Below are 23,201 nucleotides of genomic sequence, written 5' to 3'. Positions count from 1 at the left end.
CCCGTCACCGGGCAGGTCTCCCCCATCGACCCCCTCACCGGACTACCGGTCGACACCGGCGGAGCGACCCCACCCCCGAGCGATCCGGGCCTTCCCACGAACTTCCCGGAAGCGGAGAACGTACCGCTCAATCCGATCACCGGTGAGCCGGCCGAACTCGACCCCCTGACCGGTATTCCCTACCCGATCGATCCGGGGACCGGGGAACCGATCCGCGGTGGTCTCGACCCGGGCGACTTCGAGTCCCCGCTTCCTCGCATGGAGAGTTCGGACGATCCCGCAGGCCTCAACTACCCGGGTGCAGGAGGCGGACCGACGACCTCCTCGTCGGATCCAGACAGCGGAGCGCCCGGGACGGCCGACCGTAGCGCGATGTTCAGCGCCCCCGGTGGCGGAGGAGCACCGGGACAGACCGGTGACGGGGCCGGAGGAGCGGCAGGCCCGTCGAGCCCGTTCCAGATTCAGGGACAAGGCTCCTCGGGAATGCCTCCCATGATGCCCCCGATGGGTGGCATGGGCGGTGGAGGCGGTGGTGGAGACAACGGTCGCGAGCGCAACCGGGCCACGTGGCTCTCCGAGGACGAGAAGGTCTGGGGCACCGATAAGACCCGCGGCAAGACGGTACTGGGCCGCCCCGTGCCCGGCGAGAAGAAGGGAACGACCCGTCATGAGTTCATCGATGCGGGAGCAGATGGAAACCGAACTGGCACGTCTTCAAACGACGATGCGAGAAATCGAGGACGCAAGCGCAAACCTGGAATCGGCAACAGAAGAGGTAACGGCCAAGAACAGACTCGTGACGGCGACGGTCGACGCGACAGGTCGTCTGACTGAGCTCAAGTTCCACACCGACGGCTACCGGAGCATGGCGCCGGCGGAACTGTCCGCGGTCCTGGTCGAGGTGATCGACCGCGCCCAGCGGCAGATGTCGGAGCGGGTCGCCGGAGTTTACGACTCCTTCGCTCCCGAGGGCATCGACACGGCCGCGGTCATGCGCGGCGAGGTCGATGTGGAGCAGACCCTCCGTGCCATGGGGGTCTCCCCGGACGACTTTCGATGATCATCCGTTCACAACGATAACCATGGCCGAAGGAGGAGGACGATGACCACATCGGGTCAGGGGCTGTCCGCCGATCCCGACGGGATCGGCCAGGACGGCAAGCGGATCTACGAGGCCGCCGACTACACCGACGAGATCGTGAACCACGCTCTCAGCGACCGTGAACCCCACGGAGTTCCGTGGGGGGAGGAAGGCGAGTACTCCCGGAAGATGCAGGAGACGCTGGGCATGGCCGAGTCCGTGCTGTGGCAGCTTCTTCCCATGATCGCCTCGGCCCAGCGCCAGGCCGCCGACGGGACCCTGCAAACCGCTGGGAGCTTCGATAGCGCGGAGTCCGGCAACTTCGACCTGTCGGGTTCGATCGACGTCCAACTGCCCGGGGGCCGACGGTGACCGCTTCCTCCCCCGATAGGAACGATCGCGGAGCGACCTCGGAGGATCCCGCGGACCAGGGCACGGCACACGCGTTCCGTGCCGCTCTGTCCGAACCCGCGCACCAACGGCCGGGGGGCGAGGACGCGATGCCCTACCCCTCGATCGCCGATTCGACCCCCGCACCAGCCGTGTCCGAGGCCGACCAGGAGCCGGTACCCGCCAGGAGACCGACCGCGGTCCTGACGGGCCCCGGTGGGAAGGGGGACGGGGAGCCGGACTCCGAACCGGCCCTCGACCGTCCCGGGGCGCCCGTGCTGGCCGGCGCGGCCATCGCGGGGGCGCTCCTCGTCGTCGCCCCGTTCGCCGTGTCCGCGGGCATGCCCGCGGTGTCCCTGAGCACCGTCGCCCCGCAGTCCCCCGTGTCAAGCGCGCTCGGTGATCAGACCGCGGACGGTTCCGCCCAGGTGGACGGGGACGCCGCCTCGGTGGCCGACGTGGGTGGTGGCTCACCCGTGACCGAAAGCGCCGCCGACCCCGGATTCGTACCGCAGGTCCAGGAAGGGAGCACCAGCCCTTCCCTCCCCGATCCGGGCCCCGCGTCGGAAGGAACGGACGCGGTCGAGACCTCGGCGCCGGCCGGTCAGGAAGGCTCTCCCGAGAACACCGGACCGGAGGGCACCACCATCGAGAACGGTTCGCCGGAGACGGCCGGCGGTACCGAGACGGCCGCAGGTGAGGCGTCCGAGAGCGGAACGGTCACCGACAGCCCCCAGGGCACCCCCGAAGAGACCGCGGCCGGCGAAACGGAGACCACCTCGGACGGGGAGGACGGCCCGGCATCCGCCGAGAACGACGCGACCGATGCCGGCACGTCGTCAGAGGCGCAGGCGGATGGCCCCGGAACGGCCACGGGCGTGGGCGGCGAGGAAGCACCCGCCCAACCGCCCCTGGACGGCACCGACCCCCCGGAGTCGGCGTCGATCCTTGAGAACGCGACCGAGACGATCGTCCCCGTGGAGGAGCGCTACCGTGCTCTCACCGGGCCCGGCTGCGCCGGCACGACCGACTCCTCCTACGGCGGAGAGGGAAGGTGGCAGAGCGCCGAGGATTCCGCCGGTTGGACCACGCGTCCCGGCGGCTACGACCACGAGGGATGCGAGGGCTCCTACGAAGCGATTCCCGTATCCGGTGACCCCGAAAAGGGCGACCACCAGTTCGCCGCCTGGACCTTCACGCCGGGCGAGGAGGGCGCGGCCTGCGAGATCTACGTCCACGTGCCCGAGGACGAGAGTCCGCTGTGGGTCGCCGCCGGGGAGGCCCGGTACCGGATCCACCCCGGGAACGACACCACCGAGTCCGCGGTCGCCGTGTTCGGCATCGAGCAGGCCGAGGTCTCGGGCGGGTGGGTGCAGGTGACCGGGTTCGTATCCCCCGAGGAAGCCTTCACGGTGCGGCTCACCAACGCGGGAGAGGACCCGTTCCCCGACGACGAGCACACGAACGCACACGTGGCCGCCTCGGCCATGCGCGCCGACTGCTCTTGACATCCCCCGCGGTCCCAGACCGCAGCAAATAGGAAGGCAACCGATGAGCAGGCAGCTCCTCACCGTCAACCCCGACGCCCAGGGAGCACACGAGACGATCTCGTCCGCTCTGGACGCGGCGGTCGGCGACGCGGTCATCACCATCGCCCCAGGGCGCTACGAGGAAAGTCTCGTCCTGCGCGAGGTGGTCACACTGGTCTCACGTGACGGGCGTGGAAGTGTGGAGATCACCAGTGCGTCGGGCAGCGTCGTGCTGTCCGGGGCGGAGGCGGTCAAACTCGACGGACTGGTGCTGCGTTGCCGGGACGAGGAACGCCCGACCGTGGACGTCGCGGCGGGCGAGGTCGAGATGGCGGACTGCGAGGTGTACGGGGCGGCGTGGTCCGCCGTGTCCATCCGGGCCGACGGCGGACTCGCGATGCGCGACAGCCGTGTCTGCTGTTCCGAGGGCGCCGGTGTGGTCGTGGTGTCCTCCGGGCGAACGACCATCGAGGACTGCGTCATCGAGGACGTCAAGACCAGCGCCCTGGTGATCGGAGAACAAGGACGGCCCTGGGTGCGCTCCTGTGTGCTCAGAGACGCGGGCGGCAACGGCCTGTTCGCGAGTGGCGGGGCCGCGGGCACCCTGGAGGACTGCGAGATCACGGCCACCGGCAAACCGGGGGTCGCCTTCGAGGAAGGCGCGGCCACCACCCTGCGGCGACTGCGCGTGCACCGCACCGAGAAGGAGGGGATCACCCTCTCCAGTCAGGCGCGCCCGGTGGTGGAGGAATGCGTCGTCGAGGAGACCGGGGGCGACGGGGTCGTGGTGCGCGGTGGCTGCGATCCCCAGGTGAGCGGCCTTCGGGTGATCAGACCCCAGGGGACCGGGATCCACGTCACCGAACGCGCGCGCGGTCTGTTCCAGTCGTGTGAGGTGGAGGAGGCGGGCGCGGACGCCCTGCGCTCGGGTGGTCGCGCCTCGACCACCTTCCTCCAACTGAACGTGAGGGGCGGCGGTGGGCTTCTCCTGGCCGAGGACGGCGTGGTGGAGTTCGATCGCGGCGGTGTGCGCGACACCCGAGGCCACGGCATCGTCGTCACCGGCGGCGCCCCCTTCCTTCGGGGGATGACGGTGGAGGACACCGGCGGCCACGGAGCGCTCCTGGAGGGTTCCGCGCGAGGACGGTTGGAGGGGATGACCTTCGAGCGCACCAAGAACGCCTCCGTGGCGGTGCGCGAGGGCGGGCGGGTCGAGTTGGAGGGCGCCCGGATCGTGCAGAGCCGGGACGTGGGTGTGGTCGTGGGTTCCGAGGGAGAGGCGGACGTGCGGGACTGCGAGATCGCGGAGTCGACCGGCGACGGCGTGTCGGTACGCGGAGGCGGGCGGGCCACCGTCCTTCGGACCAGGGTCCGCGAGGGTCGACGCAACGGTGTGCTGGTGACCGCCAACGCCGAAGCGGCCCTGCGACGCTGTGAGGTGTTCGGCAACCGGGCGGACGGCATCCTGGTCCACTCGACCGAAGAGGTGGTGGTGGAGAACTGCACGGTGCGCGACAACGGACGATCCGGTCTGCGCCAGACCGTGGCCGGCCAGAACACCCACGCCGAGGACCTGTTCAGCCAGGGCAACGGTTCCCCCGACGCCTTCGGGGAGATGGCGGGCACCGCCGTACCCCTCGCGCCACTGGAGGAGGACGAGGCCGAAACCGAGGCGGAGGAGGGCACGGGACCGCTCGCGGAACTGGACGCCCTCGTCGGGCTGGCCAACGTCAAGAACGAGGTCCGCACCCTGATGACCCGCAACCAGATGGCGCAGCGGCGCGCGGAGATGGGGCTGCCCAGTCCGCCGATGAGCCGCCACCTCGTCTTCGGGGGCGCTCCGGGCACCGGTAAGACCACCGTGGCCCGCCTGTACGGGCGTGTGCTCTCCGAACTCGGTGTGCTGAAGTACGGTCACGTCGTGGAGGTCGCCCGGGCCGACCTCGTCTCCCAGTACGTGGGCGGGACGGCCATCAAGACCACCGAGGTGTTCGAACGCGCCAAGGGCGGGGTGCTGTTCGTCGACGAGGCCTACACCCTCTCCGAGGGAAACGACTCCGGTAAGGGCCCCGACTTCGGTCGCGAGGCGATCGACACCCTGGTGAAACTGATGGAGGACCACCGGGACGAGGTCGCCGTCATCGTGGCCGGCTACACCGAGAACATGGACCGGTTCTTGGCGGCCAACCCCGGACTCGCCTCCCGGTTCAGCAGGACCATCGAGTTCGTCAACTACGAGGACGCCGAACTCGTGGAGATCGTGAACAGGCTCTGCGAGGGGAACAGCTACCGGCTGTCGCCCGAGGCGGAGGCGGCCCTGCTCCGGCACTTCGAGCAGACACCGAAGGGCCCGACCTTCGGCAACGCCCGCGCGGCCCGCAAGGTGTTCGAGGAGATGATCGACCGGCAGGCGGCCCGGCTCGGCGCTTCCTTGTCCGAGGACCACGACTCCCTCACCCTCCTGCTCCCGGAGGACCTCGGGGTCGCGACGGACGCGCCGCCCTCGGCGGACGAACGCCAACGGCGGATCACCGAACTGCGCGAGGAACTGGACGCGCTGGTGGGGCTCGGACAGGTCAAGGACACCGTCAACGACCTCACCAACCTGCTGCTCATGGCCGAACAACGCGCGGCCATGGGGCTTCCGGTGTCACAGATGAGCCACCACCTGGTGTTCACCGGTCCCCCCGGTACCGGTAAGACCACGGTCGCGCGGCTCTACGGGCGTCTGCTCCACACCCTGGGCGCCCTGCCGGCGGAGCACGTGGTGGAGGCGGCCCGTTCGGACCTGGTCGGACGCTACGTCGGCCACACCGCGCAGCTCACGGCGGAGGTGTTCGAGAAGGCGCGCGGAGGGGTGCTGTTCGTCGACGAGGCCTACACGCTGACACCGCGCGGGGAGGGCAACGACTTCGGGCAAGAGGCCGTGGACACCCTGCTGAAGCTGATGGAGGACCACCGGGACGAGGTCGCCGTCATCGTCGCCGGCTACCCCGTGGAGATGGACCGCTTCATGGCCTCCAACCCGGGCCTGGCCTCCCGGTTCAACCACCGGGTGGAGTTCCCGTCCTACAGCGACGACGAACTGGTCACCATCATCACCCGCATGTCCGCGTCCTCCGGTTACGAGTGCGCTCCGGACACACTGGCGGCGCTGGCGGGGCACTTCTCGACGATCGAACGGGACGGCTCCTTCGGTAACGCCCGGTACGCGCGCCAGGTCCTGGAGCGCATGATCACACGACAGGCGGGCCGCCTGATGCAGGTCGGCCCCTCGGCCACACGGGAGGACTTCACCACCCTGCTGCCGGCGGACATCCCCTGACCCGAGAGCGTGGGGCCGGGGCTCATACATGGCCCCGGTCCCGCGCCGGTTCCGCCTTCCGTTCGTCGGCCGGTCGGGGGGTGCGGGCGGCGGGGGTGAGCATCGCCGCCACGATGACCAGGACCAGGACCACGATCATCGCCGGGCGGAGCCCGAACTGTTCACCCAGGATTCCCAGGGCGGGAGGCCCGACGAGGAAGGCGATGTAGCCGATCGTGGCGGCGAAGGAGACCCGGGCCGCCGTCTCCGCGCCACTGGTTTCACCCCCGGTGTCGCCCGCGGCGGACAGCGCCACCGGGAAGCCGAGCGAGGCCCCCAGCCCCCAGAGGACCACCGAGGCCACGACCAACGGCTGGTGGTCGATGAAGATCACCCCCCGCCATCCCGAAGGCACCGATGGCCGCGCTGGCGGCCAACACCGGTGCGCGACCGAACCTGTTGACGAACGACCCACCGACGAACCGGCCCAGCGTCATCGCCGTGGCGAACACGGCGAAGATGGCCGAACCCCAGACGGCGTCGAACCCGTGTCCGTCGACCATGACCAGCGGGAGCCAGTCGTTGGCCGTTCCCTCGGCCATCGCCAGGGCCAGGATGACACCACCCAGGAGGACCAGGCGGGTGTCCCGCCACGGAGCGACCTTGACGGTGGGTTCGGTGACGGCGTGGTCGGCGACCTCTCGGCGACCGAAGCCGACGGGGATACGTCCGATGCTCAGCGCCGATCCGACCAGGATGACGACGCTCATGAGGAGCATGTGGGCGACCACGGGGAACCGAAGGGCCGTCGCGAGCAGGCCGAAGCAGGCACCGATGACCGTACCCAGGCTGAAGAACCCGTGCATGGCGGGCATGACCGACCGGACGAGCAAACGTTCGACCTCGGCCCCCTCCACGTTCAGAGCGACTTCCCCACTGCCCATGCCGAGCCCGAAGAGCGCCAACCCGAACGCGACCAGCGCCCCGTTACCGGCCATCGCCCCCAGGCCCACCACGCCCACGCCCACGGCGGTCGACAGCATGCCGGCGACGATGATCGGTCGTGTCCCGAACCGGGAGACCAGCGGGCCCGAGCTCAGGATCCCGGTCATGGACCCCACCGACAGCCCGAACAGGATGAGCCCCATCTCGGCGGTGCTGGCACCCACGAGGTCACGCACGTCGGGTGTGCGGGTCACCCATGACGACATGCCCAACCCGGGGAGGAGGAACAGCACGAACAGCGCGTTGCGCCGTTTGATCGCGGAATCGGGCATGGGTGTCGACCTTCGAGTGGAAGAGGAGGGAGGTTGGGAAGTCGGAATCAGGGAGGAGCCAAGAGTGTACAAACGTACGCACTTTGTTCCGGGGAAGTCAACCGCCTAGAATCCGGGCCATGCCGAGAAGCCGCCGGGATGTACCGAACGACCCCGACCGTAAAATCCGCATCCTCGACGCCACCCTCGAAGTCATCGTCGAACACGGCGTACACCGCACCACGCACCGGCGCATCGCCGCGCGGGCCCAGGTGCCCTTGGGCTCGGTGACCTACCACTTCACCAACCTCGACGACGTCCTGGCCCGAGCCTTCGCCCGGCTGATGGAGCGCATGTCCGCCCAGTACCGGGAACACATGGAGAACGCCTCCTCACGCGCGGAGGCCGAGGCAGCGGTGGTCGACCTGATCTGCGGCCCGACGTACGCGTCACCGACGTACATGTCGAAGGAACAGATGCTCCTGCTCTTCGAGATGTACACCTACGCCCGCCACAACGTCGCCGTGGCGGACCTGACCCGAACCTGGCTGTACACCAGCCGGGAGAGTCTCGCGCTGCACTTCGCGCCGAACACGGCCAAGGCCCTGGACGTGCTCATCGAGGGTTGGCCCATTCAAGCCACCTTCGAGAGGACCCCGCCGGAGCGGGAGCTCGTGGCGGCGGCGGTCCACGCGATCAGCGCAGCGATGGAGACCCGGGAAGCGGAGACGAATGATCCGAAGGGAACGAACAGCCCTGCCTGACCGCTACTGACGGGACCAGCGCTGCGGACGGGTAACCGGGCGGGGCGGGTAACCGGGCGGGGCGGGGAAGAAGGCGGGGCGAGGAAGGGAGCGCGGCGGGCAGGGCGGGTCGGGTCGGGGAAGGAGGCGGGGTGAGGCGGTCGGGGGCGGTCGGGGGCGCGGAAATCTGGTGGGGTTTCGGGTGTCTTGGTGGGGCGCCTTAGGTCGGGGCTCTTCCGGTGGTCTGGCGGGGTGGGGGTGTGTGGGTGGGGCGCCTCGGGTCGGGGTCCTGCGGGTTGTTGGGCGGGGTGGGGGTGGGTTCTCCCTCCTTCCCCGCCGCGTGATTGTTGCCGCCCGCACCGCACGCGTCAAGGCGATGTCGGGTTCTGTGGCAGCGGTGTTGGTGGCCTTGACCCGTGCGGTGCGGGCGGCGGTTTGGCGGCTATCGGGGAAGGGGGGAGAGTGGTTGGGGTTCCAAGGGCCCCGGGCTTCGCCCGGTCCGGCCGCAGGCGGCCGGATGCCTTCCCCTCCGCCTGGCTGTCTCGTGGGCCGCGTCGCCACTACGTGACGGGTGAGGTCACGAAGTACCCGCTACAGGTGGGCCATGGGGCAGGCCGCGTCCCCGCGGTGGCCGGCCCTGGTCTTCTCAGCGATGATCTTGCTCGTAGCGCCATGTTGGGCGCCCAACATGGCGCTACGGACAAGATCATCATGATGAAGAGACAACACGGGGTCGGTGGTGTCGGTGGGCCGGTACCGGGGGTGGCAGCCGTGCCGACACCCCCGATGGGAGCCACTGTGGCCCCGGAATGTGACTCCGGGCGGGGGTTCGGGGTGGGGGCATGCTGATATCCCCACAGGGCACGGGCCCTTGGGGTCTGACACCCGCTTGGGGGTGGTCGCGGGGTGGTGGTGTTCCACCTGGCGGAAACACGTGGTGGAAGCGGATGGTGGTGGTTAGAGGGCGGTGGCTGGGGCTGGCTCCCCCTCACCATCCCCTGACTCGGATTCTTTTCCTGCTTCCTGGCGGTTCTGGGCGTGGTGGTGTTCCCAGATCTGCCGGTTCACCTTGGCCTGCAACCGGTGTTTGAGCCGGTTATGGGTCGAGCAGAGCACCTGCATGTTGTCGGCGCTGGTGGCTCCGCCGTGGGAGAAGGGGACGATGTGGTCGTACTGCGACCAGCTACGCGGCATGTCGCAGCCTTCGTGCCACTCGCAGTAGGGCTTCTTGAACCCGGCCGCCTGGCGCACCGTGTCCGGAGCGCACCGCTGCTTGCGCCCCACGTCCAGCAGGGTGCGGCCTTGTTCGTCGGTGAGGAACCGGCGCAACCAACTGTGGGGGGTCAGACGGGCCACCATCTGGTCGGGGATGACCACACCATCCTCGGTGGTGGCGGGCTCTGCGGTGCCGTCTCCGAGGAAGCGTTTGAGGGGGACGGTGATGTTCAACGTGGCCAACGGTTGGCGGCTCAGGCTGGAGCAACCCCGGTGGGTCAGGGCGGTCTCGAAGATGCGCATCATCGCGTCATAGGTGCGCTGATGTTTCGGCGTCGCCGCGTTATCCGGCCCGTACGGCTCGGTGTAGGCCTCCAGGGCGGCCTGGATCAGCTCGTTATCGGCCCCCGGCCCCCACATCCGCAGCAAAAACCCGGACTCGAACGTGGGCGAGAACTGGGCGCCCCGGTTCTCGAACGTTTCATCGTAGTCCCGGTCGGCTTTGTCGGGGTCCAGGCGGGCGACGAACCATTTCGCCGCGTCCCGCAACTGGCGCACCGAAGCCTGCGGGCACTCCTGCTTATAGGCGATCAGCCCGTATTCCAACCGGGCCCGAAACCCTTCCATCGAAGGACGCTGGGCACGGAATTCCTCATCCGCCGTTTCCAGGACCTTCGCCCACTCGGTGGTGGCTTTTTCGGTGGAGGTGGCGATGGCGCACGCTTCACCCAAGGACAGGGCGCTGGTCTGGAAGGCTTCTTCCACCAGGGGCAGCTGCTGCTGGTACAACGCTCGGGCGAGGGTGGCAAGGCTCTTGGCCTCGGTCGGAGAGGTCCCCCACTGGTGGGTGATCCACGCCTGGATGCTGCGCTGGCCACCCTCTTCCAACAGGGCACCGGTGGCCTCCAGGCGGGCCAGGGCGGGCAGCATCCCGTAGCGGATCCGGTCTGTTTCCTGGTTGAGTCGGCCGAACTGGGCGAGCACATCGCCCTCGCACCCGAACGGGATATCCCGGACGGAGAATTCCACCGCCATCTCCCGTGCACCCGCCATCGCCTGATCGACCGGGGTGTTCCCGGTCGGGCTCGGTGCGTGGGGAGGAAAGCTCATACTCTGATTATATGCGAACACCCCAGGAAATGGCAGGCTTACCGGCGGGTATATTCAACCTATTTCCAGGGCGGCGAATGTGTCTACCGTAGATGGGGTGGCCATTCTGGGTTATCCACAACCCCTTCCCCTATGACCGGATCCACCTATCACGGAGATGCTCCTAGCGACTTCGAGGGAAGGGGCTCTGAAGAGAAACGATCTTGTCCGTAGCGCCATGTTGGGCGCCCAAATGGGCGCTACGAGCAAGATCATCAGGGAGAGAGCCTCACCGGTGCCGGCTACCGCGGGGACGCGGCCCGCCCCGTGCCTCACCTGTAGCGGGTCCTTCGTGACCGGGCCCGTCACGTAGTGGCGACGCGGCCCACGAGGACACCAGGCGGAGGGGAAGGCATCCGGCCGGCTACGGCCGGAGTGGGCCGAAGGCCCGCAGGGCCGTTGGGACCTCAACCACTCTCCCCCCTTCCCCGATAGCCGCCAAACCGCCGCCCGTGCCGTACGGGTCAAGGCCACCAGCCCGATCGCTACAGCACTCAACATTGCCTTGACGCGTGCGGTGCGGGCGGCAACAATCACGCGGCGGGGAAGGAGGGAGAACCCACCCCCACCCCGGCAGGCCACCCGCAGGATCTCTAGCCGAGGCGCCCCACACACCCACCCACACAACGCCCAACAACCCCACGACTCCCACCCCCCAGGCGCCCCACCACACCACACCCCACACCCGCCTTCCCCCCTCCACCCCCTTCCCCGCTCCTCCTTCGCCCCTCCCCTATCGCCTCTCCCCTAGGCATCGTGCTCGTCGTCGAACCTTTCCCGGGCCTGGTCCACTTCAGGCATATACGCGGTGGCCCAACCGAAAAGCGCGTCGATGAGCTCCTGCAGCGTGTTCCCCAGTGCGCTGATGCGGTACTCGACGGCGACCGGCCGGGTGCTGATGACCACTCGTTCGACCATGCCGTTGCGCTCCAGCCGACGCAGTGTGGTGGTCAGGGACTTTTGCGACACGGTCGGGATCACCCGGCGCAGCTCGTTGAAACGACGCGGGCTCTCGCACAGCTTGTCGAGCACCAGCAGCGACCATTTGTCGAGCACCTGGTCCAGCAGCTCACGATGCTCGCCGGCGATCTGGGAGTGACCGGCCTGAGTGACGGTGGTTTCGTTCATGAAACCTAGTCTCGTTGAAGTTCCCTTTCTTGCCTAGGTATCAATGAGCTACCACCCATCAAGGAAGGGAATCTCCCATGACCGTCCAGCTCTCCACCCCCGAAGGCATGTTCCAACCGGTGCCCTACCACCACGTCTCGGTCGCCACTGGCACGCGACACGTCCACGTCGCGGGTCAGATCGCCCGGAACGAGAAGGCCGAACACCTCTCGCCCGGTGACCTCGCCGGACAGATCGCCCACTCACTGCGCAACATCGCGCGGGGTCTGGCCGGGGCCGGGGCGAGCTTCTCCGACGTCGTGCGCCTCCGGTTCTTCGTCACCGACTGGCAACCGGAGAAGTACACCGACTTCATGGCGGGCATCGAAAGCGTCGTCGAGGAGTTGGGGATCCCGCAGCCGCTGCCGCCGCTCTCGGCGATCGGGGTGGACTACCTCTTCGAGCCCGACGTCCTGGTCGAGGTCGAGGCGGAGGCCATCCTCGACTGAGGCGTGTCGGCGGGCCGACCGGCCCGCCGACGCGTTGTCTCCGTCATCGGAGAACCCCGTCAGGAGACCTCGGTGAGACCGCACCATTGCGCGATGAACAGGGCGATGGACTTGGTGATCCGCCGTACGGACTCGATGTCGACCCGCTCGTCGTACCCGTGGATGGCCTCGGAGATCGGACCGTAGACCAGTGCGGGAATCCCCTGGTAGAGGGCGTAAACGCGCCCGTCGAGGTAACCGGGGGTGGTGAAGGTGCGCAGCTCTTTCTCGAAGACGGTCGCGTGCGCCCGTCGCAGGACGTTCTCCGCGTCCGTGCCCTCGGGCAGGACGTAGCCCTGGGCGTAGAAGCCGGTCCGCTCCCCCACCGCCTCGATGGGATGGCCCGAATCGTCGGTGACGGTGCTCCGCAGGACATCCTGGATCTGCTCCCAGGCGTCGTCGGCGCTCACCCCCGGGTAGATCGCGGCTCGTACCTGAAGCTCGCACCAGGCGGGAACGCTGGAGGGCCAGTCACCTCCGGTGATCCCACCGAGGTTGAAGTTGATGGGATGGTCCAGGTCCTCGAAGTAGGGGTGGTCCTCCTTCTCCTGGTTCCAACGCAGTTCGAGTTCACGCAGCCTTCCCATGACGTGGTGGGCGGCGTCGATCGCGTTGAATCCCGAGGACATCTCCCTCGGGTGCGTGGGGTGGCCCGCGACCCGCACGTTGAACCAGATGACGCCGACGTTGGCTCGGACGAGCATGTCCTCCTCGGGTTCGGGGATCAGTACGGCGTCGGCCGTGTAACCGCGCTGGATCGTCGCGATCGCACCGTTGCCGGTGCACTCCTCCTCGGCCACGGACTGGAAGTGGATGCGTCCGGCGGGCGCGAATCCGGCCTTGAGCACGGCGTCGTAGGCGAACAGGTTGGCGGCCAACCCCGCCTTCATGTCGCCACTGCCACGGCCATGGAGCCAGCCATCGATCACGGGAGCGTCCCAGGGCGACCTGGACCACTCTTCGAGGGGACCTTCGGGGACGACGTCGATGTGACCGTTGAGGATCAGCGAGCGGCCTTCACCGTGCACGGGTGTGTACGTCCCCACCACGTTCTCGACGCCTTCGTAGGAGACCTTGATCTCGCCCGCGCCGGGGTGGGCGGCGATCTCCTCGGCATCGAGTTCCCAGCGGTCCATGGCCAGGCCGCGCCGGGACATGGCCTCGTACATGAGGTCTTGGGCCGAGGCCTCCTGGGTGCGCAGGGAGGGGTGGCGTACGAGTTCCCGGGTGAAGGCCAACTGGGAGTCGAAGGCTTCGTCGACCGCTCGGTCGATGCGCGCGATGATGTCGGGCGTGAGGCTCACGTGCGGATCTCCTGACTCGGGGTTGTGGTGGGAAGGGGCCTCTCAGGCCCTGGTTCGCGTGTCCTTGATCCGGATCCGTTCACCGGCGAAGCCGCCGAGCGCGGTGATGACGCAGATGCCGATGAGAACCAGCACGGCGGGCCAGGAGGCACCGTCGTCGACGACCAGGAGCGCGGTGGCGATGAGCGGGAGGAACCCGCTGAGGGTCCCGGCGAGGTTGTAGCCCAGGGAAACACCGCTGTAGCGCAGCCGGGGCGGGAAGAGGTCGGCCAGGAGTGCGCCGGTGACGGCGTAGGCGAGGGTGATGAGGCAGATACCGGTGGTCACCGCGATGGTGATCGCCCACGGGTCGGCCGTGTCGATGAGCCAGAACAGGGGGAAGGCCGCCACTGCCGTGGCCACGGCACCGATCACCGTCATTCGGCCGGGCCCGAAGCGCTCGGCCACGCGTCCGGCGACCAGGGTCGTGACGATCTGGAAGAGGGCCGCGACGAGCGTCGCGTTCACGACCATCTGTCGGTCGACCTCCAGGACACTGGAGGCGTAGGAGACCACGAACGTCGTCATCATGTAGAAACCGCCGACACCCAGGAGTGCCGCGGCGACCGCCACGAGTAGGCGGCCACCCGCTTCACGGAACAGGGCCAGGGCGGGCACCTTGGCGCGGTCCTCCATCTGCACGAGTTCCTGGAAGACGGGGGACTCCTCCACCCTCATGCGGATGTAGAGCGCGATGCCCAGCAGGGGGAAGGCCAGGAGGAAGGGAAGACGCCATCCCCACGCGTCGAACTCGGCCGCGGGCAGCAGCAGCACCGCGGAGAAGGCGGCGGAGGAGATGAGCGTGCCCACCGGGGATCCGACCTGGACCAGGGCCGCGTAACGGGCGCGTTGCCGTTCGGGGGCGTGCTCGATGGCGATGGTGATCGCGCCACCCCACTCACCGCCCACGGCCAGTCCCTGCAGGAGCCGCAGGACCGCCAGCAGGATCGGTGCCGCGAGCCCGATCGCGAGGTAGTCGGGGAGCAGCCCGATGAGCCCGGTCGCGCAGCCGATCATGACGATGGTGGCCAGCAGCGCGGGGCGTCGGCCATAACGGTCACCGACGTACCCGAAGATCAGCGCGCCGATGGGCCTGGCGGCGAAACCGACACCGAAGGTCGCCAGAGCCGCCATGAGACCCGCGTTCGGATCGAGGTCGGTGAAGAACAGGCGGTTGAAGACCAGTGCCGCGGCCATGCCGAACAGGAAGTAGTCGTACCACTCAAGGGCGGTCCCGACGAAGGCGGCGAAGGCGATCCGCCGCGCGTCGGAGGCGTTGACCGTCGGTCCGGCCCCGCCTGGGGCGGCCTGGTCCGGTTGTGACATGTGTTCCTCCGGGAGATGAGCATCGGCCGGACAGTGCGTGAACGACCAGGGCTGATGAAGCTCATCGTCTTGGAGAAAAAGAACCTCCACAAGCGCAGATCACAACGAACCCTCTGGATAAAATGTGCACATGCACAAATTCGAGCGATCGGGGGTCGTCCCCCGCGCGGCCGACGCCTGCCTGAGGGACCTCGGCGCCATCGCCTGGACCTACGTCCACAGGGTCCGCGAACTCACCGGTTACGCCGAGACCGTCATCGATGACACGGATCTGCACCGCACGGCCAGAGCCACGCTGGAGCTCCTCTTGGACCTCCTGCGGGGGCGAGACCGCTTCGAGGAGCTGCGAACCCACTCGGTCGAGGTGGGACGTTCACGCGCCCGCCGCGGGATCCCCCTGGAGTCGTTGCTGCGTGCGGTGCGCATGGACTTTCGCTTTCTGTGGGAAGCCATGCGCGGGCACGTACCGCGGGAGGACTTCTTGGAGTTCTCCGAGCAGGTCATCTCGATCTGGGAGGCGGTCGAGGTGCACACCACGTACGTGCAGACCGGGTACACCGACGAAATCGCTCGGATGCGCTCGGAACTCGAACTGGAGAACGCGTTCCTTCTCCGGCACCTGCTGAGCGAGTCGAGCACGGACGAGCGTCTGCACACACAGGCGGCGGAGGCCCTCGGGCTGCGCGCCGACGGTGTCCACGTCGTTTTCGTGGCCAACGAGGGCCACGCGCGTGACTTCAAGGAGTGGGTGGGACGGATCCTGCCGTCCACCGTCCTACTCCGTCTGGATGGGATCGAATTCGGAATCGTCCCCGCCGGGGACGTGACGGGCAGGACCAGGACCGCACTGCTACAGAAACCCGTCGGGGTCTCACCCAGCGCCCACGGTGTGGGCGAGATAGCCGAAATGTGGAGGATCGCCCGCGAACTTTCGCAGTGGGCGGAGGAAGGTGGGGCGGCGACCGTCGGAAGTCACTGGACACACCTGGCGAGCGCCCGCCTGGGTTCGGTTTCCCAGGCCTTCTCCAGGGATGTCAGGAATTCGCTCGATCGATTCTCCGAACGTGAGATCAACCTACAGATCGAGACGGTCGAGGCCTATTTCATGTCCGGTTCCATAACCGATGTCTCACAGAAGATGTTCTGCCACCGGAACACGGTCATCAACCGTCTCCGCAGATTCGCGAACGCCACCGGGCTCGATGTCTCGAAACCGATGGACGCCTCCGCCGCCCACCTCGCGCTGAGAGATCATCAAGCGCCGATAGCCGCCGAACCGTGAATCTATGACTTCCGGGTCGGTTTCCATTCGTGGGCGAGGAGGCCCATCAGGACCTCGTCCACGAACTCGCCCAGGACCCACCCGGAGGAGCGCAGCACGCCCTCGCGGACGAAGCCGTTCTTCTCGGCGGCGCGCAGCATGGCGGCGTTGTCCGCCAGGGTCTCGATCTGCAGGCGGTGCAGGCCGCGCACCACGAAGCCGTAGTGACAGAGCACGGCGACCACGTCGGCGCCGTAGCCCTTGCCACGGGTGGCGGGAAGCAGGCCCAGGCCGATGTGCGCCGAGCGGTTGTGGGTGTCGATGCCCCACAGTGTCGCGGTGCCGATGAGGGAACCACCGCCCATCTCCACGATGGAGAACTGGACGAGGTTCGGATTCTTGTCGTCCACGACGAGCCGCGGGTCCTCGGTCCCGGGTGTGAGCGGCCGCCAGGGACCACCTTCGGCCCGCGACCCGGTGACCACGTCGTCGTAGAGCTCGGCCAACAGGACCGGGATGTCTTCGTCGTGGCGGGCCCGCAGCCCGACCTTCTCTCCCCTGAGCATGGATGCTTACTATCGGACCGGTGGCCGCGGAGGCAATCGGATATTGGCGTCAGTCGGCCCGGGCCGGGGTCGGGCAGGAGTTCGCGGCGCGTAGGCGGGATCGCAGGGCCCAGGCCAGGAGCACCATGCCGGCGACCGCGAGCAGTGGTTGCAGCGGGGCGAACCAGGCCATGGCGCCGCTCGTTCCCAGGGCCAACAGGACGAGTTTGTTGCAGACCGGGCAGCCGATCGCGAACCACGCGAGGGCCGCGCCCACGAGCCCTCGTCCCCCGTCGCGATCGCCGCTCGTCTCCGCCACCTCCGACGTGCCGCGCACGTAGGTCGCCATGACCAGGCCGGACAGGAGCGAGGTGGCGATCCAGACCGGGTAGGACCACCAGGTCGGCTCGATCTCCCGAGCGAACAGTCCGTTCGGGATGAGGACTGCGGGCAGTCCGAGCAGGAGCAGGGTGGCGGCCGTGCCCAGGGCCGCCACGCCCCACTGTCGAAGTCCCCATGCGCGCATGCGACGTCCCTTCGATCGACCGGGGAGGCACCCCCGTTTCCCACGTGTTTCTATGGAGCATAGAGTACTTTCTATCGAGCATAGAAAGCAGAGGTGCCCCATGCCCCCACAAGCGAAGGCGTCCACCACCGGGCCGTTGCTGCTGGCCGGCGCGGTACTGCTCGCCGTCGTCCTGGCGGTGGCCATCGGCCTCACCCTGGAGGAGGATCCCGGTGACGGAGGCGCGAACGCCTCCCGGGCGGAACCACCGGCCGAGAACCGGATCGGCGAGGAGCAACGGGAGTGGGGGCAGAGCCTGGCCCGGCGCGAGGCCGACGACCCCGCCGCCCTGGGTGAGGAGGACGCCCCGGTGGTGATGGTCGCCTACTCCGACTTCACCTGTCCTTACTGTGCCACCTGGGCCCAGGAGACCCAACCCGAACTGGTGGAACGCTATGTCGAGTCCGGTGACCTGCGGATCGAGTGGCGCGAGTTCCCCTACCTGGGTGATCTGGCCCGTGATCTCTCCGCGGGCGCGCTGGCCGTCGCCGAGCAGGACGCCTTCTGGGAGTACCACGAGGCGGTGTTCGCGCGGCAGGAGGAACTGAAGTCGTCCTCCGACCCCGAAGGCGACCTGCGGGAGATCGTCGACGACATCGGCGTGGACCTGGAACGCTTCGACGCGGACATCCAGGACGAGGAACTGCTGACCAGGATCGACGCCGACTTTCTCGAGGGCCAACAGATCGGGGTGTCCGGTACCCCGGCCTTCATCATCAACGGGGATCCGGTGATGGGCGCCCAACCCCTGTCGGTGTTCGTCGACAGCATCGACACCGCGCTGACCGCGGCCGAGGGGTGAGCGGAGATGGACATCGGATTCCTCGCGGCGATGCTGGGCGGCGTGTTGGCCCTGCTCAGCCCGTGCAGTGCGCTGCTGCTGCCCTCGTTCTTCGCCTACGCCTTCCGTGACCCGGGCCGGCTCCTGTTGCGCACCTCGGTCTTCTACGCCGGGTTGTGCCTGACCCTGATCCCGCTCGGGGCGGGGTCGGCCATGGTCAGCATGCTGTTCTACGGCCACCGGGAAACACTGATCAACGTGGCGGGCGCCGTCATCATCGGCTTCGGTGTCCTGCAGATCCTGGGGCTGGGGTTCACCTGGGCGCCACTGGCGCGGGCCCAGGGCCGGTTCGCCGCTGGGCGGGGGCATCTGTCGGTGCTCGGTCTGGGCGCCGTCTACGGACTGGCGGGTTTCTGTTCCGGACCGATCCTGGGCGCGGTCCTGACAGTCGCGGCCACCGGCACCCCGCTGCGCGGCATGTTCCTCATGGCCGCCTACGCGCTGGGCATGGTCCTGCCCATGTTCGTGCTGGCCCTGCTGTGGGACCGCTACGACCTGGGTCACCGCCGATGGCTGCGCGGCCGATCGGTGCGCTTGGGCCCCCTGACCACGCACACCACCGCGTTGCTGAGCGGCGGCCTGTTCATCGGGATCGGCGTGCTCTTCATCGCCTTCGACGGCACCGCGTCCATGATGGGCCTGCCCGGGATGGCGGGAGCGGAACAGCTCGCCTACCGCGCGCAGGAATCGCTCTCCCGTCTGGGTTCGATGACCGACCTCATCGCCTTGGTCCTGGGAGCGGTCGTGGTCGGCGCACTGCTCGTGTTCACCTGGCGGGCCAGGACCCGTGCTCGCGAAACCGAGGCCGAGAGCCACGAGACCTCCGAGAAGGGCTGATCATGCCGTCGACGAAGGGGTGCGGCGTCATCGTGACCGCCGCGGTGCTGTTCCTGAGCGCCTGCGCGGCACCGGTCTCGGAGGGGTCCGACACGGTGCCGCGCGATGACCCCGCGCTCCCGCCGCCGGAAATCTCCGACGCACTCCCCCGACCTCTGCGGGGCGCCCCACTGTGGGCGGCACCGTTCTCCTCCGAGCCCAAGGCCACCGAGTCGATGTTCATCGGGGTGTACCAGGAGCGGGAGGGTGGCGCGGTCGAGTTCCTGGGGGTCGATCACACCGGCCGGACCCGGTGGTCGGCCGAACGCGACCCCGAGTGCACCGGGTTCACCATCATCCGTGACCCGGACGACGGTTCCGAGCTGGTGGTGCTGCTGGACAAGGAGAAGGATCCGGACGGGGGTTTCCTGGCCACCAGGACCACGGCGTCGGCCTTCCGACCGGACGACGGTGAACTCGTGTGGGGTCCGGTGGACGTTCCTGGCACGTTGGTGGGTCCGGGGTTGGTGTTCGCCGCGATCCAGGGGAGCGTCATGAGCGACCACACCGGCCCCAAGGTCGCCCTGCATCCGGGCACGGGCGCGGTGGTAGCCGACGAGAATCAGGACGAGGCGGTCCTGCACGAATACCACGGCCTGTTGTTGGTCCACCGCGACGAGGCGCTTCGGGCGGTCGACGGCACCGGCGCGGACCTGTGGGACCACACCGACCTGGAGATCCCCGCGGAGCTGGACACCACGGACGTCCGGGTCGGTTACGGGCCTCGCCCCGCCGATGACTCCACGGCGGCGGTCACGCTCGTGTGGACCGCCGCTTCCGACGACGAGGACGAAGAACCCCTGCTGTACACGGTGCACGACCTGCGGACCGGTGATCGGCTCCTCACCCTCACTCCGGATCAGGAACCCCGGACCCTGGAGGTCGGGCACGGTCGTACGGCGGTCCTCGGTACGTCGAGCGTGCAGGTGGTGACAGACGAGGGGGACGCCCCGCTCTGGCGGCACGAGGTGGGTCCGGACGCGCGTATGCGTGGGGCGGCCGGCGCCACCCTCTACCTCGATGACGCGGACACGCACCAGGCCCTCGACGTACGGACCGGGTCGGTGGACCAGGAGTGGGAGGGTTCCGCCGAACCGCCCGCCGCCGCGCTCGAATCGGGCCCGGCCCTGGTGGAGGTCACCACCGCCGACGAGTCGCGGGTGTTCGCCGCGCTTCCCGTGGATTGAACGACAACTCCTCCTGACGCGACGTCTTCTATGGTGGATAGAATCCCACGAAGGCGCGGCGGACGCCGCGGTGGAGTCCACGGGAGACGGGTGCCATGCTCACGGGCCTTGGGTCGTTGGAATCAGAGGTCATGGAGGCTTTGTGGGCCTCTCCCTCCCCCATGAGCGTTCGCCAGGTGCTGGACTCCCTCCCACGTGAGGGAATCGCCTACACGACGATCTCCACCGTTCTGGAGAACCTGCGCCGCAAGGGGTGGGTGCGGCGTGAGCGGCTGGGACGCCTCTGGTTCTACCAACCGCTGAGCGATCGCCCCACCCACGCGGCCGAAAGGATGCGCGACGCCCTGGAGGACGGCCGGGACGCCGGGGCCACGCTCCTGCGGTTCGTCGACGGCATGAGCCCCGAGGAGGTGCGCACCCTGCGCGCGCTGTTGGCCGAGCACCCCGAGGAGGGGCCGTGATCTGGTCGTTCGTGGCGGTGTGCGCCGTGGTCGTGCTCAGCGTCAAGGGCCCCGACGTCCTGCGTCGCGCCACCACGAACTGTGGCCCAGGGCCACGCGGCGAGCTTGGGCTGTGGGTGGGGGCGAGCGCCGTGTGGCTGCTCTCGTGCGCGGCCCTGACCGTGGTGGCCGCCGCCGAACTCCTGGGTCCGTCGGTCAAGGGCCTCATCGCCATGTGCGTGAACCTCTTCCAAGCGCTGGAGGGTCAGGGGCCCGGCGCGGTGGGGTTCGTCGGGACGGCCCTGGCCCTGGCCCTGCTCGCCGTCGCCCGACTGACGTGGACCGGTTTGCTGCGCGGGCGGTCCGGTCGGTCCTGGCGGCGTGGACACCACCGGGAACTGAGCGAGGGCGCGGTGCGCCACGTCCTGTACGGGCACCGCGTGTGGCTGGTGCCTTCGAGCCGGCTCAGCGCCTACTGCGTGCCCGGTGACGGTGGCCGGATCGTCATCACCAGCGGGGCCCTGGAGGCCCTGACCCCGCGCCAGACGCTGGCCGTGTTGGAGCACGAGAGCGCCCACCTGGCCGGTGGCCACCACCTGTTGGTCGGCTGGGTGGGCCTGCTGGACCGGGCCTTTCCGGGGGTTCCGCTACTGCGGGAGGCCTCCCGGCGTGTGTCCGTCCTGGTCGAGTGGGCCGCCGACGATCGCGCCGTGCGCCGTGTGGGGGTCGGGCCACTGGCACACGCGCTGGGGCGACTCGCCGATGCCCAGGACGGGCGTGGTGCCGCGACACTGTCCATCGGTGGCGCCTGCCCGATCGAGCGGGTGCGGCGCCAGGTCGCGCCTTCGCCGAGCTGTCCGCGCGCCCTGGTCTGGGCACGTTCGGTGTTCGCGGGCCTGCTGGTCGCGGCCCCTCTCGCGTTCACGGTCACGATGACGCTGGCCTGCGCGATCGTCCCCCCTTGTTCCTGTCTGACCTGACCGATACCGGTCGGGGATCGGGATTGCCCCGGCACGGGTCCATGGCGAGGATGTGTGGGCCGAATATCGATGGGGGGCTCATGTTCGATGTGATCGTGGTGGGTGGCGGACCGACCGGATTCATGCTGGCCGCGGAGTTGCGGATGCGCGGGATTCAGGTGCTCGTGGTGGAACGGGACACCGAACCCACGAAGGTGGTGCGCGGGCTCGGGTTACACGTGCGCAGCGTCGAGATCATGGACCAGCGCGGCCTGCTGGAGCGGTTCCTCCAGGAGGGGCGGCGGTATCCGTTGGGGGCGGTGTACGCGGGGATCGCCAAACCGGCTCCGGAGGGGCTGGACACCGCGCACCCCTACATCCTCGGCATCCCACAGACCATCACGGAGCGGTTGTTGAGGGAGCACGCCGAGGAGCTGGACGTGCCGGTCCGGCGCGGCCGGGCGCTGGTCGACCTGGAGCAGGGCGAGGACGGCGTCACCGCGATCCTGGACGACGGCTCACGGTTGCGGTCGCGCTACCTGGTGGGCTGCGACGGCGGTCGGAGCACGGTGCGCAAGCTGCTCGGGATCGGCTTTCCTGGTGAACCCGCCGCAAGCGAATGGCTCCTGGGCGAGGCGCGGTTGACCATGCCCATGGACGAGGTGATGGCGGTGGTCACCCGGGTTCGGGAGACCCAACCGCGTTTCGGTGTGGGGCCCGCGTCGGACGAGGTGTTCCGGATCGTCGTCCCGGCGGAGCGGATGGCCCAGGACCGGTCCGTCCCGCCGACCTTGGCGGAGCTGCGCGGGGCGTTGCGGGCGACCGCCGGCACGGATTTCGGCGCGCACTCGCCCCGGTGGCTCTCCCGTTTCGGGGACGCCACCAGGTTGGCCGAGAAGTACCGGGTCGATCGGGTGCTGCTGGCCGGTGACTCTGCGCACGTGCATCCGCCGCTGGGCGGACAGGGACTCAACCTGGGCGTACAGGACGCGTTCAACCTGGGATGGAAGCTGGCCGCCGAACTCCGGGGATGGGCACCGCAGGGGCTGCTCGACGGTTACGAGAGCGAACGCCGTCCGGTGGCCGAGACCGTGTTGGACAGCACCCGCGCGCAGGGGGTGCTGATGAACCAGGACGCCGGCTCGCGGGCGGTGCGTCGGCTGGTCTCGGACCTGATGGACCTGGAGGAGGCCAACCGGTTGCTCATCGAGCGGATCACCGCGATCGGGGTCCGCTACGACGTCGGGGAGGGACACCGGCTGCTCGGTCGGCGGCTGAGGGACGTGGAGTTGGAGCAGGGACGGCTGTTCGAACACATGCGCGATGGCCGCGGGCTGTTGGTGGACGCCACCGGCGGGCTCTCTGTCAAGGGGTGGCAGGACCGGGTCGGCCGCGTCGTCGCTCCCGCCGGCGCGCTGGACGTACCGGCCGCGCTGTTGCGACCGGACGGCCACGTGGTGTGGGTCGGCGAGGACCCGGAGGGACTGTCCGAAGCACTCCCCCGCTGGTTCGGCGCCACCACCTGAGCGGGCGCCA

At 68.8% G+C, this 23,201-nt stretch carries 21 protein-coding genes; 13 read left to right on the top strand and 8 right to left on the bottom strand.

The annotated features are described in order from the left end of the window. Nucleotides 1-667: 667 nt before the first annotated feature. From ACWGSK_RS01390 to ACWGSK_RS01375, 4 genes are read left to right on the top strand one after another with little or no spacing between them, the layout of a single operon-like run. The gene (locus ACWGSK_RS01390; RefSeq protein ID WP_452454929.1) at nt 668-1,060 is read left to right on the top strand and encodes a YbaB/EbfC family nucleoid-associated protein; all 393 of its coding nucleotides are present in this window, start codon (nt 668-670) and stop codon (nt 1,058-1,060) included. Between the two features lie 42 nt (nt 1,061-1,102). After that, nucleotides 1,103-1,453, top strand: a complete 351-nt coding sequence (locus ACWGSK_RS01385) for a hypothetical protein (RefSeq protein ID WP_452454928.1) — start codon at nt 1,103-1,105, stop codon at nt 1,451-1,453. After that, nucleotides 1,450-2,979 (top strand): hypothetical protein, encoded by a 1,530-nt coding sequence (locus tag ACWGSK_RS01380; RefSeq protein WP_452454927.1) that lies wholly within the window; start codon nt 1,450-1,452, stop codon nt 2,977-2,979. The genes ACWGSK_RS01385 and ACWGSK_RS01380 overlap by 4 nt, the downstream gene beginning before the upstream one ends. Before the next feature lie 43 nt (nt 2,980-3,022). Further along, on the top strand, nt 3,023-6,325 hold the full coding sequence (locus tag ACWGSK_RS01375) for a right-handed parallel beta-helix repeat-containing protein (RefSeq protein ID WP_452454926.1): 3,303 nt from the start codon (nt 3,023-3,025) through the stop codon (nt 6,323-6,325). A 22-nt stretch (nt 6,326-6,347) separates the two neighbouring features. Here ACWGSK_RS01375 and ACWGSK_RS01370 read toward each other — a convergent pair whose 3' ends face one another. Then, nucleotides 6,348-6,659: an MFS transporter gene (locus ACWGSK_RS01370; protein ID WP_452455182.1), complete on the bottom strand. Its 312-nt coding sequence runs from the start codon at nt 6,657-6,659 to the stop codon at nt 6,348-6,350. Beyond that, the gene (locus tag ACWGSK_RS01365; protein ID WP_452454925.1) at nt 6,586-7,581 is read right to left on the bottom strand and encodes an MFS transporter; all 996 of its coding nucleotides are present in this window, start codon (nt 7,579-7,581) and stop codon (nt 6,586-6,588) included. The genes ACWGSK_RS01370 and ACWGSK_RS01365 overlap by 74 nt, the downstream gene beginning before the upstream one ends. Before the next feature lie 119 nt (nt 7,582-7,700). On the opposite strand from ACWGSK_RS01365, the gene ACWGSK_RS01360 reads away from it, so the two are divergent. Further along, the gene (locus ACWGSK_RS01360; RefSeq protein WP_358507978.1) at nt 7,701-8,324 is read left to right on the top strand and encodes a TetR/AcrR family transcriptional regulator; all 624 of its coding nucleotides are present in this window, start codon (nt 7,701-7,703) and stop codon (nt 8,322-8,324) included. Between the two features lie 936 nt (nt 8,325-9,260). Here ACWGSK_RS01360 and ACWGSK_RS01355 read toward each other — a convergent pair. Both ACWGSK_RS01355 and ACWGSK_RS01350 read right to left on the bottom strand, forming a co-directional pair. Then, a complete protein-coding gene (locus tag ACWGSK_RS01355; RefSeq protein ID WP_452454924.1) occupies nt 9,261-10,628 on the bottom strand; it encodes a DUF222 domain-containing protein in 1,368 nt (455 codons plus the stop codon). A gap of 786 nt (nt 10,629-11,414) precedes the next feature. Next, the gene (locus ACWGSK_RS01350) at nt 11,415-11,795 is read right to left on the bottom strand and encodes a winged helix-turn-helix transcriptional regulator (RefSeq protein WP_358515358.1); all 381 of its coding nucleotides are present in this window, start codon (nt 11,793-11,795) and stop codon (nt 11,415-11,417) included. A 77-nt stretch (nt 11,796-11,872) separates the two neighbouring features. On the opposite strand from ACWGSK_RS01350, the gene ACWGSK_RS01345 reads away from it, so the two are divergent. Then, entirely contained in the window at nt 11,873-12,283 is a 411-nt protein-coding gene (locus ACWGSK_RS01345; RefSeq protein ID WP_358515355.1) for a RidA family protein, read from the top strand. A 59-nt stretch (nt 12,284-12,342) separates the two neighbouring features. Here ACWGSK_RS01345 and ACWGSK_RS01340 read toward each other — a convergent pair whose 3' ends face one another. Together ACWGSK_RS01340 and ACWGSK_RS01335 are read right to left on the bottom strand one after the other, a co-directional pair. Further along, nucleotides 12,343-13,626: an ArgE/DapE family deacylase gene (locus ACWGSK_RS01340; protein ID WP_358515352.1), complete on the bottom strand. Its 1,284-nt coding sequence runs from the start codon at nt 13,624-13,626 to the stop codon at nt 12,343-12,345. 42 nt (nt 13,627-13,668) lie between these two features. Continuing rightward, the gene (locus ACWGSK_RS01335) at nt 13,669-14,991 is read right to left on the bottom strand and encodes an MFS transporter (RefSeq protein ID WP_452454923.1); all 1,323 of its coding nucleotides are present in this window, start codon (nt 14,989-14,991) and stop codon (nt 13,669-13,671) included. 130 nt (nt 14,992-15,121) lie between these two features. On the opposite strand from ACWGSK_RS01335, the gene ACWGSK_RS01330 reads away from it, so the two are divergent. Beyond that, nucleotides 15,122-16,273 (top strand): PucR family transcriptional regulator, encoded by a 1,152-nt coding sequence (locus ACWGSK_RS01330; protein ID WP_452454922.1) that lies wholly within the window; start codon nt 15,122-15,124, stop codon nt 16,271-16,273. 2 nt (nt 16,274-16,275) lie between these two features. Here the strand turns inward: ACWGSK_RS01330 and ACWGSK_RS01325 are convergent, their stop codons facing one another. Together ACWGSK_RS01325 and ACWGSK_RS01320 are read right to left on the bottom strand one after the other, a co-directional pair. Then, the gene (locus tag ACWGSK_RS01325) at nt 16,276-16,818 is read right to left on the bottom strand and encodes a GNAT family N-acetyltransferase (protein WP_358515343.1); all 543 of its coding nucleotides are present in this window, start codon (nt 16,816-16,818) and stop codon (nt 16,276-16,278) included. A gap of 49 nt (nt 16,819-16,867) precedes the next feature. Next, nucleotides 16,868-17,323, bottom strand: a complete 456-nt coding sequence (locus ACWGSK_RS01320) for a hypothetical protein (protein WP_358515341.1) — start codon at nt 17,321-17,323, stop codon at nt 16,868-16,870. A 100-nt stretch (nt 17,324-17,423) separates the two neighbouring features. Here ACWGSK_RS01320 and ACWGSK_RS01315 point away from each other — a divergent pair, with 100 nt between their 5' ends. The 6 genes from ACWGSK_RS01315 (at nt 17,424) to rox (ending at nt 23,191) form a co-directional block, all read left to right on the top strand. Continuing rightward, a complete protein-coding gene (locus ACWGSK_RS01315) occupies nt 17,424-18,164 on the top strand; it encodes a DsbA family protein (protein ID WP_358515338.1) in 741 nt (246 codons plus the stop codon). A 6-nt stretch (nt 18,165-18,170) separates the two neighbouring features. Beyond that, nucleotides 18,171-19,040 carry a cytochrome c biogenesis CcdA family protein gene (locus tag ACWGSK_RS01310; RefSeq protein WP_452454921.1) on the top strand — a complete coding sequence of 290 codons (870 nt, stop codon included), beginning with the start codon at nt 18,171-18,173 and terminating at the stop codon, nt 19,038-19,040. A 2-nt stretch (nt 19,041-19,042) separates the two neighbouring features. Beyond that, entirely contained in the window at nt 19,043-20,266 is a 1,224-nt protein-coding gene (locus ACWGSK_RS01305) for a pyrroloquinoline quinone biosynthesis protein (protein WP_358515332.1), read from the top strand. Between the two features lie 95 nt (nt 20,267-20,361). Continuing rightward, complete coding sequence (locus tag ACWGSK_RS01300) at nt 20,362-20,727, top strand: BlaI/MecI/CopY family transcriptional regulator (protein WP_358515329.1); 366 nt, start codon at nt 20,362-20,364, stop codon at nt 20,725-20,727. Next, a complete protein-coding gene (locus tag ACWGSK_RS01295; protein WP_358515326.1) occupies nt 20,724-21,686 on the top strand; it encodes a M56 family metallopeptidase in 963 nt (320 codons plus the stop codon). Before ACWGSK_RS01300 ends, ACWGSK_RS01295 begins: the two co-directional genes overlap by 4 nt. A gap of 80 nt (nt 21,687-21,766) precedes the next feature. Further along, complete coding sequence (rox, locus tag ACWGSK_RS01290) at nt 21,767-23,191, top strand: rifampin monooxygenase (RefSeq protein ID WP_452454920.1); 1,425 nt, start codon at nt 21,767-21,769, stop codon at nt 23,189-23,191. Nucleotides 23,192-23,201: the final 10 nt, after the last annotated feature.

The sequence above is a fragment of the Nocardiopsis sp. NPDC055551 genome (assembly GCF_053619415.1).
The sequence above is the reverse complement of the archived record's forward strand: the minus strand, read 5'-3'. Positions and strand labels throughout refer to the sequence as shown.